11 protein-coding genes and 1 rRNA gene are annotated in these 12,261 nt (G+C 60.8%); 5 read left to right on the forward strand and 7 right to left on the reverse strand.

Annotated elements, in window-relative coordinates; genetic code table 11:
• The first annotated feature begins 17 nt into the window (after positions 1-17).
• Positions 18-133 (forward strand): 5S ribosomal RNA (gene rrf / locus CAG47_RS26850).
• Positions 134-189: 56 nt separating this feature from the next.
• On the opposite strand, the gene CAG47_RS26855 is transcribed toward rrf, so the two are convergent.
• The 5 genes from CAG47_RS26855 to CAG47_RS26875 form a co-directional block, all read right to left on the reverse strand.
• The gene (locus CAG47_RS26855; protein WP_256577569.1) at positions 190-942 is read right to left on the reverse strand and encodes a hypothetical protein; all 753 of its coding nucleotides are present in this window, start codon (positions 940-942) and stop codon (positions 190-192) included.
• Positions 943-989: 47 nt separating this feature from the next.
• Positions 990-1,418 (reverse strand): hypothetical protein, encoded by a 429-nt coding sequence (locus tag CAG47_RS26860; RefSeq protein ID WP_085729310.1) that lies wholly within the window; start codon positions 1,416-1,418, stop codon positions 990-992.
• Between the two features lie 138 nt (positions 1,419-1,556).
• A complete protein-coding gene (locus CAG47_RS26865; RefSeq protein WP_085729340.1) occupies positions 1,557-1,970 on the reverse strand; it encodes a VOC family protein in 414 nt (137 codons plus the stop codon).
• A gap of 89 nt (positions 1,971-2,059) precedes the next feature.
• The gene (locus tag CAG47_RS26870) at positions 2,060-2,719 is read right to left on the reverse strand and encodes a TetR/AcrR family transcriptional regulator (RefSeq protein WP_085729312.1); all 660 of its coding nucleotides are present in this window, start codon (positions 2,717-2,719) and stop codon (positions 2,060-2,062) included.
• On the reverse strand, positions 2,706-3,557 hold the full coding sequence (locus CAG47_RS26875) for a 3-hydroxybutyryl-CoA dehydrogenase (RefSeq protein ID WP_085729314.1): 852 nt from the start codon (positions 3,555-3,557) through the stop codon (positions 2,706-2,708). Before CAG47_RS26875 ends, CAG47_RS26870 begins: the two co-directional genes overlap by 14 nt.
• Before the next feature lie 163 nt (positions 3,558-3,720).
• Here CAG47_RS26875 and CAG47_RS26880 point away from each other — a divergent pair, with 163 nt between their 5' ends.
• Complete coding sequence (locus tag CAG47_RS26880; RefSeq protein WP_085729316.1) at positions 3,721-4,755, forward strand: AraC family transcriptional regulator; 1,035 nt, start codon at positions 3,721-3,723, stop codon at positions 4,753-4,755.
• A gap of 56 nt (positions 4,756-4,811) precedes the next feature.
• Here the strand turns inward: CAG47_RS26880 and CAG47_RS26885 are convergent, their stop codons facing one another.
• A complete protein-coding gene (locus CAG47_RS26885; RefSeq protein WP_085729317.1) occupies positions 4,812-5,534 on the reverse strand; it encodes a pirin family protein in 723 nt (240 codons plus the stop codon).
• Positions 5,535-5,893: 359 nt separating this feature from the next.
• Here CAG47_RS26885 and CAG47_RS26890 point away from each other — a divergent pair, with 359 nt between their 5' ends.
• Together CAG47_RS26890 and CAG47_RS26895 are read left to right on the forward strand one after the other, a co-directional pair.
• Complete coding sequence (locus CAG47_RS26890) at positions 5,894-6,844, forward strand: GlxA family transcriptional regulator (RefSeq protein WP_085729318.1); 951 nt, start codon at positions 5,894-5,896, stop codon at positions 6,842-6,844.
• 164 nt (positions 6,845-7,008) lie between these two features.
• Positions 7,009-8,493 carry a winged helix-turn-helix domain-containing protein gene (locus tag CAG47_RS26895; RefSeq protein WP_085729319.1) on the forward strand — a complete coding sequence of 495 codons (1,485 nt, stop codon included), beginning with the start codon at positions 7,009-7,011 and terminating at the stop codon, positions 8,491-8,493.
• Here the strand turns inward: CAG47_RS26895 and CAG47_RS26900 are convergent.
• On the reverse strand, positions 8,458-11,262 hold the full coding sequence (locus CAG47_RS26900) for a winged helix-turn-helix domain-containing protein (protein WP_085729320.1): 2,805 nt from the start codon (positions 11,260-11,262) through the stop codon (positions 8,458-8,460). The two genes, CAG47_RS26895 and CAG47_RS26900, sit on opposite strands and share 36 nt — an antisense overlap.
• A 407-nt stretch (positions 11,263-11,669) precedes the next feature.
• On the opposite strand from CAG47_RS26900, the gene CAG47_RS26905 reads away from it, so the two are divergent.
• Entirely contained in the window at positions 11,670-12,245 is a 576-nt protein-coding gene (locus CAG47_RS26905; protein WP_085729321.1) for a flavodoxin family protein, read from the forward strand.
• The last annotated feature ends 16 nt before the right edge of the window (positions 12,246-12,261 follow it).

Raw genomic sequence — 12,261 nt, forward strand, 5'->3', positions numbered from 1 at the left:
ACTCAGCACCCGAATTTCTTGACGACCATAGAGCGTTGGAACCACCTGATCCCATCCCGAACTCAGAAGTGAAACGATGCATCGCCGATGGTAGTGTGGGGTTTCCCCATGTGAGAGTAGGTCATCGTCAAGATTGAATTCCAAAACCCCTATCTGCGCAGGCAGGTAGGGGTTTTGTTTTTGGCGAAATTACTGCCCGATCCGCTCCAGCGTGTGCACCAGGGGTTCCAGCGACACACAGATTAAACCATCAAGCGGACGATTGAGTTCCTCCACCAGCAAGATGGTTGCCCCCGTCGACAGGGCACACATCATCCACACGACGACTATGGTGCCGTTGCGTGGTGCAAACAGGCCGAACGATCCGAAGATAATCCCCAGCCACGTCACCAGGATCACCAGCATCACCGACGGAATCGATTGATCGGCCTGCAACAGAGTCAGCCAGCGGGCGGCAAACACGCTGTCCATGTCTTGCAATGCCTTGGTTTTGAGCGAACGTTGATCATCGTTGTCGGGAGACAGTGATTCGACCTGGCGTTGCAGGCTTTCGGAGCGACGGATCACCTCGGGGCTGTCGAGTTTTGCAATCTGCTGCTGATCGCGGGTCGCAAGCATTTGGGTGACTTCGGCATAGTTGTGCTTGAGTTCGTTGCGGATCCCCTGGGTATCGCTGCCGTAGCGGGCCAGCAAGCGGTCGAATTGAATGACTTTCGCCGCCGCACCTTCCAGTTCGGCATTGGCCGTATCAAAAGTGCCTTTGGCAGTCGAAACCAGCAGGCCGAGGACCAGCGCAGACATCGTTGCGATGAGGCCGGTGGCCAGCTTCACCACGGCCACAGAGTCGTCGCTCAGATGATGGCTCGGTAGCCGCTCTCTCACGTACGAACCCAATAGTGCGCTGCCGAACAGGCAGGCAAAGACGAAGAGGGCGATCACCACGTCATTCAAATTCAACCTCCGTTGTCGCTGCCTTCCTGGGGAGAAATCTACTGGTACTTGATCACGATGCCTTTGAGTTTACGTCCCTCGATAGTCGTCACGTCGCGAGCCCAGAGCGGTCCGCTGGCATAGGCACCTACCGCCTGAATATGGTCATACACGACCACCACCGCGTCGCCACCGAGTTTGGCAGCTTCTTCGCGCAGCTTCTGTTCGACTTCGGTAATCGGCGGGGCAGGGTCGACGGTGGCGTCGATCAACACTTCACCCAGGCGCACATGCGGGCGCAGAGGCTCGGAGCGCAGCACGACGACCTCGTCGGGCGATGTCGGTGCCGGATGTTCTACGCCGACATAGGCGGTGGTCTGCGCATCGACACTGGCGCAACCATTGAGGGCCAGCAGGCCGGTGATCAGTCCACCGGCCAGTAGCAAGCATTTTAAACGGGTAGACCAAGGCAGGTCGTGGGTCGGCATAGTGGGTTCGCTCCTCAGGTCTGCTGCTATCCATGTGGCTATTTGACGGTAGCAGACAGGCTGGGAGTTGCCAGAAAGCCCAATCTTTTCAGGTTGGGCTTTCTGGTGCCTTCATTGCTGTCCTTCGATAAAGGCCATTCACTGATCCTTTTCGCAGTTGACCATCCACGACACGCCAAAACGGTCGACCAGCATGCCGAAGCGAGCCGCCCAGAACGTGCTCTCCAGTGGCATCTGCACATTGCCACCCTCCGCCAGTGCATTGAAGACCCGTTCGGCCTCGGCAATGCTGTCGACGTTGAGTGAAATCGAGCAGGCACTCATTTTATCGACAGGGCGATCCGGTGTGGTGTCCGACCCCATGATCGCCTGATCGCCCATGGCCAGGCGGGTATGGATGATCAGGTTGTGCAGCTCCTTGGGGAATTGCTCGCCGGCCGGGGTTTCACCGAAGGTCAACATGGCTTCGATCTGGCCTTGCAGGCACTTTGCGTAGAACGTGAAGGCAGCTTTGCAGTCGCCGTTGAAGATAAGGTAGGGATTGATTTTCATGGTCGGCTCCAGGTGCTCGAGTACATACATCGGTTTGGACGCCGGTTCTTTCGGCGAATTCCGATTGTGTCGAGCCAACAAGCAAAGCGCTAAATCGTTGTCGGAGCTTGTGTTTCCTTAGATGTTTTTTCGATAGGCCGCGCCAGGCTAATCGCCTCGGGTACACGCCGTGGCGCAAGCACACGTTCGATGGCGCCGCTGACCATGCTCTCCAGCAGCTCATCACGTTCCTGCTCGTCCAGTACATGGGGCGTCAGCCAACTGGGCGCGCTGTTGAGCAGCACGCCAATGGCATGCCCGGCCGCCAGCAGGCCTTGCTCGCTGAAGCGGCTCTTGGCGCCCAGCATCTTCAGCAACGTGCGTTCGTATTGCTCGCGCAATTGCCGCACCCGAGCCTGTTGCTCTTCGTTCAGGCAACCGCTGTCGCGCTCCACCAGGCGGAAATGCCAAGGCATCTCCCGATGCAGATTCAGATGGGCGCGGATCAGGCTGTTGAGTTTGTCGCGCTTGCCCGGGACTTTTTGCTGTATGCGTCCCAGGGTGGCCAGCAGCTCTTCGTAGAACTCTTCGATCAGGTCGAGCAGCAGATGCTGTTTGCTGGGGTAATGGTGATACAGCGAGCCTGGAGAGAGCCCCAGGCACGTCGCGAGCTCGCGCATGCCGACCTGGCCGAACCCCTTGCAGGCAAACAGCTCCAGGACCTTGTCCCGGTACTCGGCAAAGCGCGAGCAACGCTCAGGCATAGGCATGGAAGCCGCGCCCCGTTTTGCGCCCCAGGTAACCGGCAGCGACCATTTCCTTGAGCAATGGCGCTGGACGATATTTGCTGTCGTTGAACCCGTCATAGAAGGCTTCGAGGATCGAAAGCAGTGTATCCAGGCCAATCAGGTCCGCCAGGGCCAACGGGCCGATAGGCTGATTGCAGCCCAGGCGCATGCCGGCGTCGATATCTTCGGCGCTGGCCAGGCCTTCCTGGAACACCAGAATCGCTTCGTTGATCATCGGCACCAGGATCCGGTTGACCACGAAGCCCGGGCGGTTGCCGGCGGTAATCGCGGTTTTGCCGAGGGTGGTGGCCATGTCCAGCGCCAACTTGTGGGTCGCATCACTGGTTTGCAGACCGCGGATCACTTCGATCAGGCCCATCACCGGCACCGGGTTGAAGAAGTGCAGGCCGATGAAGCGCCCGGGCTGGCTGACACTGGCGGCGAGCTGAGTGATCGACAATGAAGAGGTATTGGAGGCAATGACGCATTCGCCGCTGACTTGTGCGGCGATCTGTTGCAGTACTCGCAATTTCAGATCGAGGTTTTCGGTGGCCGCTTCGATGACCAGCTGCGCGTTATGCAGGCTGCTGTAATCGGTGCTGGTGCGGATTCTGTCGAGAGTGGCCTGTTTCTGCTCCGTCGTCAGGGTTTGTTTGGCGATCTGCCGGTCCAGGTTTTTACCGACCGTTGCGACGGCTTTTTGCAAAGCGCTTTCGGAAATGTCGAGCAAGGTCACGTTGAAACCGGCCATGGCGCAGACCTGTGCAATGCCGTTGCCCATGGTGCCTGCACCGATCACTCCGATGTTTTGCAGATTCATCTTCCCATCCTTCCATCAAACTCTGCGATACCTTCGCCGCGACGGCGGCCGAAGGCGTACTATTGCCGCGAGTCTAGAGCTGGCAGGGCGGTTGTCCTATGCCAAAACTGTTCAACGGCACTGATGTTTTTTGCCATTCGGGTGATGAGAGAGAAGCGTACCAATGCGGGAAAAGGACTCGGTTGCCGCCTATTTCGTGCAGGCAATGATCCACGGGCTGAAGGATGATCCGCAGCGCGTGACGGCTGTGCTCGAACAGGCAGGCATTGATCCGGCGATCATGCACCAACCCACTGCGCGGGTGCCGGCCAACGCGTTTGCGGCGTTGTGGCTGATTCAGATCCGCGAGCTCGACGACGAGTTTTTCGGGCTCGATTCCCATGGCATGCCGCCGGGCAGTTTCGCCCTGATCTGCCGCGCCTTGATTCAGGAGCCCGATCTGCACAAGGCCATGCGCCAGTGCCTGGCCAACTTCGGATTGTTCCTGCGCGACTTTCGCGGCTCGCTGGCCGTGCGTGGCAAGCGTGCGGTGATCAGCCTGGAGACCTGTTCAACGGACAACGATGCCAGCCGGTTTGGTGAGGAAACCTTCCTGGTGCTGATGATCAGTCTGCTCTGCTGGCTGGGTGGCCGGCGTATTCCCATCGATCGCGCAGACTTTCGCCATTCACGTCTGTCACTAGGCGATGACCGCCTGCTCTGGGGCCCCAACCTGACCTTTGGTGCCGAGCGCACCGAAATCGAATTTGCCAGCCATTACTTGCGCCTGCCCGTGGTGCAGGATCTGGCGTCGCTGAAAGTGTTTTTGCGTACCGCGCCGCAATGGCTGGTGATCCGCTTCCGTAACCAGCATGGCCTGGCGGCACAGGTGCATCAGCGCTTGCGCGGCAGTCATTACAGTGAGTGGCCGACCTTGCAGGCCTTTGCCCAGGAACAGCACCTGAGCCCCAGCACCTTCCGCCGCAAACTGGAGCGTGAAGGTTGCTCCTATCAGGAGATCAAGGACGAAGTACGGCGGGGCGTGGCCTTTGAGCAATTGCGTCAGAGTGACGCCAGCATCAGCGATATCGCCGAGCAACTGGGGTTCCAGGAGCCCAGCGCCTTCCATCGGGCGTTCAAGAAATGGACCGGGGAAAGCCCTGGGCGCTATCGGGACCGTTATCAGGGGGAGCAGGGGGGCGCCGTGACCGGCGAGTAAGGCCAAGCGGCACAAATCCTGTGGGAGCGAGCAAGCTGGCTCCCACAGGGGATGGGTCATGGCATTTCCGGCAGTTCCTGTGGACGCAGGTCGAACACCAGTACTTCAGCATCCACGCCGTTGCTCAAGGTCAGCGCCTGTTCATCACGAACCCGCACACCGTCGCCTTCCTGCAACAACACGCCGTTGAGTTCGACGCTGCCCCGGGCTACATGCACATAGGCGTAGCGGTCAGCGGCGAGCTCCAGGGTGGCGCTTTCCTTGCCGTCGATCAGGCCGGCATACACCCGTGCATTCTGACGCACCTTCAGCGAACCCTTGGCCCCGTCCGGCGAGATGATCAGTTGCAGACGCCCGCGTTTCTTCTGGGGGCTGAAGTGCTCTTGCTGATAACGCGGTTTGGCGCCACTGACGTCGGGCACGATCCAGATCTGCAGAAAGTGCACCGGCCGGGTACTGGAGTGGTTGAATTCACTGTGGGCCACGCCACTGCCTGCGCTCATCAGTTGCACGTCGCCGGGGCGAATCACCGAACCGGTGCCCAGGGTGTCCTTGTGTTCCAGGGCACCTTCCAGCACGTAGGAAAAAATCTCCATGTCGCGGTGCGGGTGCTGGCCGAAACCTTTACCGGCGGCAACGCGGTCGTCGTTTATCACCAACAGGTCAGAAAAACCCTGTTCTTTCGGATTGCGATAGTTGGCGAAGGAAAAGGTATGGAACGACTTCAACCAGCCGTGATTGGCCAGGCCACGATCCGAAGCTTTGCGAAGAGTCAGCATGATGAAATCTCCTTTCAGGACGTGAATTCGTCCGAGTGAGGAGAAGGTTAATGGTTACTGGTTGATGCAATAAGTAGATGAAAATTGAAATACTGTCTCATTGAAGTTGACAGTTGTGAGGACTGTGTCACGCATTATTTTCCGTTATGAGCGCCACATTTGGCCATAATGCACGGCACTTCCTGATGCCGGGTGCAGTCCCTGTGGGAGCGAGCCTGCTCGCGAAGGCGTAGTGTCAGTCGCTATCAACGTTGCCTGATACCCCGTTTTCGTCGGATCGCCGCCCGGAGCAGGCTCGCTCCCACTAGGGGCCGGTGTCTGGCGGACCGACCTTATTTGATCCCAGTGAATTCCAATCCATGAAAACCGTGGCAATGGTGCTGTTTCCCGACTTTCTCCTGCTCGACATGGCCGGGCCCATGGAAGTGTTTTCCATCGCCAATCGTTATCTCAAACCCGACGATCACTATGTGCTGTCGACCATTGGCACCGAGCCCGGCGCTCTACGGGCATCCAACGGGGTGAGCGTGCAGGCCGACCGGCACATCGACCAGGCCTGCGAGGGTTTTGATTTGCTGCTGGTGCCTGGTGGTCCGGGTGCCTACAACGAAAAGCATCCACCGTTGCTCGACTGGCTCAGGCATAACGTCAGCCGCTGTGCCGGTTATGGCTCTATCTGCACCGGGGTGTTCGTGTTGGGGCATGCGGGGTTGATCGATGGCTATCGCGTCACCACCCACTGGCACTACACCGAGCGGCTGATCAAGGGCTTTCCAAAAGCGACTGTCGAGACCGATCGGATCTTTATCCAGGACCGCAACCTGATCACCTCTGGCGGCGTCACCGCCGGCATTGACCTGGCGTTGTCGGTGGTGGCTCGGGACCATGGCAAGAAAGTTGCCCAGGACGTGGCCAAGGTGTTGCTGGTGGTCATGAAGCGCCAGGGCGGACAGGCGCAGTTCAGCCCGCTGATGGCAGCGGTGGCGCCCAACGAAACGGCGATTACCCGGGTGCAGAACCATGTGCTCGAGCATCTCGATGAAACCTACAGCATCGAGCGCATGGCGAGTCTGGCCAACATGAGCCCGCGTCATTTCGCCAGGGTGTTCGCCCGGGAGGTGAACATGACACCGATGGAGTTTCTGCAAAGTGCACGTATCGATTGTGCGAGGAACCTGTTGGAAACCACCGAGTGGCCGCTCAAGACCGTGGCGTTCAAAAGCGGCTTCGGCAGCGTGCGGCACATGCGTTTTCTGTTCAGTGAAAAACTGGGCCTGACCCCGACTCAATACCGCGAGCAGTTCAGCTAGGATGCGAGTGTCCGTTCTGCGCATCGTAATGGCCGTGATACTCCCCCCGTGGTAGTTGTACCGTCACCGAGGCCTGCCAAGATACCGGTGAACTCATTGCAAGGAAGGTACGGAGCCTGGGATGGACTCGCGTACCGAGCCAGGCCTCCCGCGAGTAACAGCGCATGAACAGCCTCAGAGATGTAAGCAGCGAAGCAGTGCTGCGATTTGGTCCCTACGCCTTCTACCTCGGTCAGCGACTGGTAATGGCGGGCGATCGGCCGCTGCGCCTGGGCGGCCGTGCACTTGACGTGTTGCAGGTACTGGTCGAGCACGCGGGCGCGGTGGTCAGCAAGGAAGAGTTGATTGCGCAGGTATGGCCGTGTTCGGTGGTCGAAGAGATCAACCTGCGGGTGCATATTGCCGCCTTGCGCCGAGCCTTGGGCGACGGGCAGAACGGCCAGTGCTTCATCGTCAACATTCCCCAGCGCGGCTACAGTTTTGTCGCCCCGGTACAACACTCGCCGCAGCCCACATACTTGTCGAGCGAGACCGTACAAAATCCTCCGCACAACCTGCCGACGCGGCTCACACCGATCACCGGGCGCGATGCCATCGTCGGTAGCCTGGTGCGGCAGTTGCCGGTGCGGGGTTTCATGACCCTGGTCGGGCCTTGCGGGATCGGCAAGACCACTGTGGCCCTGCGCGTGGCCGAACTGTTGTTGCCGCACTACCGGCACGGCGTGTGGTTGGTGGACCTGGCGGCGATCGATGACCCGGCGCAAGTGACCGATCACCTCGCGCGAACCCTTGAGCTGAAGGATGGCACCCCGCTGGAGGCTCTCTCGCAGCGCCACGCCTTGCTGGTCCTGGACAACTGCGAGCACCTGCTCGAACGCTGCAAGACGTTGGTCGAGACACTGCGCCAGTCGATGCCCCGGCTGTCGATCCTCGTCACCAGTCGCGAGCCGCTCAAGGTGGCGGGCGAAACCGTATCGCGTCTGCCACCACTGGCGGTGCCGCCAGTGTCAGCGTTGCGCAGCGTCGCCGAGGTCATGGGCTATTCGGCGCTGCAGTTGTTCGTCAGTCGTGCCCAGGCCCGTCAGCAAGGCTTTGCCCTGCGCGAGCAAGACCTCAAGGTCATACGGGAAATCTGTCGGCGCCTCGATGGCCTGCCGTTGGCGATTGAACTGGCGACGGCACAGATCGATGCGTTGGCGCTGGTAGGGTTGCAGGCCCAGCTCGGCAATTGCTTTGAGCTGCTGTCCCAGGGGCGTCGCACGGCCGTTCCCCGGCACCAGACGCTCAAGGCCGCGCTGGACTGGAGCTACGAACGATTGACGGCATTGGAACAAACCGTGTTGCAGCGCCTGGCGGTGTTCAAAATGGCGTTTACCCAGGATGCAGCGATAGCTGTGATCAGTTGCGACAGGCTGCCCGCCGCCGACGTGATCAAGGTACTGGAAAGCCTGGCGTCGAAGTCGCTGCTGTCCATGGAGCAGGGCGGTGGAGTGGCTCGTTATCGCTTCCTCAACACGACCCGCACCTACGCCCTGGAAAAACTCGAACTCAGCGGTGAAATGCGCGCCTTCGAAATGCGTTATGCCGGGTACGTCAGCCAGACGCGGCGGGCATCAAGCGGGCAGGTGGCATTGCAGCTCGTCGAGTAGCCGTCGAACGGTCATCAGGTCAGGCGTGGCAAAACCTTCGGTGAAGCGCCGGTAGAGCGGTGAGAGCAGTTCATGGGCCCGTTGGTGGTGACCCTGACGCTGCCACAATTGTGCCAGCGAGTTGGCACTGCGCAGCTCCCAGGCCAGGGCGCCCTGGACCCTGGCCACGTCGATGGCCTTGAGCAGCACGGTTTCGGCCGTCGCGGCCTTGACCGGGCAATCGGTTGCCAGCAATGCCTTGGCCCTGGCCCGCAGTATCTCCGCCGTGCTCCAACCCGCCGCACCGTTTTGCGCGCGCTCGAGCAAATTATCGTCGATGCGGGTCGAGTCCAGCGTGACCATGATGTCTTTGATCAAGCCGGCACTTTGACGGCCGGCTGGCCGAACATCGGTGCCGCCGATCACCTGTGCGTAGTGTCGCGCCCAGTCATGGAAGAGTAGAACCGAGTGTTTCTGTGCCTGCTCCAGCAGCAGGCGCAGGAGTTCGCGGGCGCTGCGGGTGTCGCCGTTGTAGTGAGCGATCAGGCAGCCGGAGAGCGCCAGGGTGTAGCAGATCGATGTGCCGTGGTTGATCTGCAACGCGATGTCCAGCGCCTGCCGGGCGGTACGCCAGGCCTGTTCCGGTTGACCTTGCAGCCAGAGGATGCGCGCGTGGATGGTCAGCGCCGCGACGCTCTGGTCGTATTGCACACCGAAACCATGGGTGAAACGGTTGAGACAACCGCTATGGGCCATGCGTTGCAGCACTTGTTCGGCCTGGTCCCGCGCCTGATGCTGGTCGCCGGAGAAGTGCAGGGCGAGCACCCGCAATCGATGCATGCTCAAGGACATCAGGGCGTCGTCATGCAGTCCCAGTTGATCGAATTGCCGGCTCTGTTCCAGGGTCATCTGGTAATGCCCGCAGCTGAGATTGACCGCCAGGTGCCCGGAAATCGCCCGCAACTGCCCGGGCATGTCATCAAGTTGCCTGGCCAGGGCCCTGGCGCTGACAAAGGCTCCGACGGTTTCGGCGCTACCTCCCTGGGCGTGGTAACAGGCGCTGCCCAAGGCCAGCTTGAGGGCCATCTTCAAACGTGGGCAAGGCTCGGTTGACTGGTCGAGCAAGGCCAGCGCCTTGCGCACATAACCGCCATGCTCCTTGAGCAGTGACAGCTCCTGCCACAGGGGTGTGGACGTCGCGGCCAGGCGTATCGCCAGTGCCTGCGGCCCTTGAGCGTGCAAACCCCAATCGAGGGCTGCACGGATATCTTCGAGTGCCCGGCCATAGCGCTCGATCCACAGGCCGGTCGGCGTTTTCTCCCAGTCATCCTGCGCCTGCTGCATCAGTGCCAGGCAGCGCTCGGCATGGCGTTCCCGCGTGCCGGGCAGGTCGGAGGTTTGCGTGAGTTTTTCCAGGGCGTAGCTGCGGGTAGTGTCGAGCAAGCGGTAGAACACATCCTCGTCGCCGACTTCCACGTTCAGCAACGACTTGGCGACCAGTTGTGTGATCGAGCCGAACACCTCGCGGGGGGCGATGTGTCCACCGACAATCACCGCCGCTGCCGACTCCAGGGTGAAGCTGCCACGAAACACACTGAGTCGGCGCAGGCAGGTCTTTTCGCAGGCGTTGAGCAGTTCGAAGCTCCAGTCCAGTGTCGCACGCAGGGTCTGATGGCGTGCCAGGGGCGCCTGGCAGGGCTGGGTCAGGACCCGAAAGCTGCTTTGCAACTGTGCCAGCAGGCCGGGCAATCCGATGTCGCCCACCTGCGCCGCCGCCAGTTCGATGGCCAGTGGAATACCGTCCAGTCGGTGGCAGATATCGATCAACAGTGGCAGTTCATTGTCCGTCAGTTCAAAGCTGTCATGGCTGGCCATGGCCCGCTCGACAAACAGTTGCAGGGCGGAAAAGGTCATGGCCTGAGCACGGTCGAGGACGGCGATGGGCGGCGGGCAATCGAGAGATTCCAGGCGCTGGACGAATTCCCCTTCGGCCCGCAGGCTCTCGCGGCTGGTGGCGAGAATATGCACGTGCGGCGCACTGCGCAGAATGTGTTCGCAGAGCTGGGCGATGGCGTCGAGCAGGTGTTCGCAGTTGTCGATGACCAACAGCATTTGCCTGTCGCGCAGACAGTCGGCAAGACCGCTCAGGGGCTGGTCGTCGTGCAAGGCCAGTTCGAGCAATGTCGCCAGATGGCCGTTGATCATCAGCGGGCAATTGATCGGGGCCAGGTCCAGCAGGCGAATGCCGTCCCGGTAGCTGCCGATCATTTGTTCGGCGACCCGCAAGGCCACGGTGGTCTTGCCGATGCCGCCGGGGCCGACGAGGGTGATGAAGCGCTGGCGCGGCAGTTGCACCACCAGATTATCGACCAGCGTCCGCCGACCGATCATGCGCGTGCGGCGCACCGGCAGGTTATGCCGGCCTGGTGCAAAAGCCACGGGCGCTGGCGGTTGCTCGGCCCGCTCCAGTGAGTAGGGGGCGACGAAGCTGTACCCGCGCTGGGCCACGGTGACAATGTAGCGCTGGCCGGCCTGACCGTCGCCGAGCGCCTTGCGCAACGCGGCCATGTGCACCCGCAGGTTGATGTCTTCGACCACGCTGTTGGGCCAGACCCGGGCGATCAGCTGCTGTTTGCTGACCACGTTGCCGGCGTTCTCAAGCAGGATCAACAGGATGTCCATGGCGCGCCGACCCAGGCGCAGGGGCTGGTCGGCCTCCATCACCAGACGTTGTCCGGGGTAGACCCGGTAGGGGCCGAAATGCACAGCCAGTTCGGGGGAAAGGGTCAACGAGTCACTCCTGCTGCATCCGTCTGGTACGCGGTTTTCGAGCATATTCCTCAGGTTTTTTACAGAGCGCAATGCGCCGCCCGGGTGACTGAATGGGCAGGCATTGACTCTAGCGTATCGACCAGCGGCTGTCGGTCCCGAAAACATTGGGTGCGACAGATGGCAAGGCCTCGCCAAGGCTTTTTGTGCGCCAAGGAAAATTAACAACGTTTAACTCGTCCTGCGTTCGATCTGCGCCAAAACTCACTTTCTTCAACTTCCACTGAAGGCAGGGATGAAATGTCAGTAAGCCACGAGCTGTCCAGGGTGGGAGCGAGCCTGCTCGCGAAGGTGGGGTCACATTCAGTATTCGCGGTGACTGACACAACGCTTTCGCGAGCAGGCTCGCTCCCACAAAGGACCGGGCAATGAGCAACGTGGTGGTGGTCTATCACAGTGGCTACGGACACACCCGGGTCATGGCCGAGGCCGTGGCCGGGGGCGTGGAGCGTCACCCGGGCAGCACTTGCCAATTGATTCCGGTCGAGGAAGTGGACGAGCACTGGGAGCGGCTGCACAGCGCCGACGCCATCATCTTCGGCGCGCCGACTTACATGGGCAGTGCCTCGGCGGCCTTCAAGGCGTTCATGGAAGCCACGGCGGCGTTCTACCTGGCCCAGCCGTGGCGCGACAAGCTTGCGGCCGGCTTCACCAATTCCGGTTGCCTGTGCGGCGACAAGCTCAACACCCTGTTGCAGATGGCGGTGTTCGCCGCCCAGCACTCGATGATCTGGGTCGGCCTCGACCTGCTGCCGGCGCGTTCCAGCACCGGTGCGTTCAATGGTCAACTCAATCGCCTGGGCAGCTCGCTGGGCGCCATGGCCCAGTCGAATGTCGAGCAATCCCCTGACGATGCACCGCCGCCCGAGGATCGCTGCACCGCCGCGCACCTGGGTGAACGTGTGGCGCGCCTGGCGGATCGCATGAACCTGTTACCGAATTGATTTACCCCCCAACCTT

It is taken from the genome of Pseudomonas sp. R37(2017) (assembly GCF_002113375.1).
In the GTDB taxonomy this organism is placed as follows: Bacteria; Pseudomonadota; Gammaproteobacteria; order Pseudomonadales; family Pseudomonadaceae; genus Aquipseudomonas.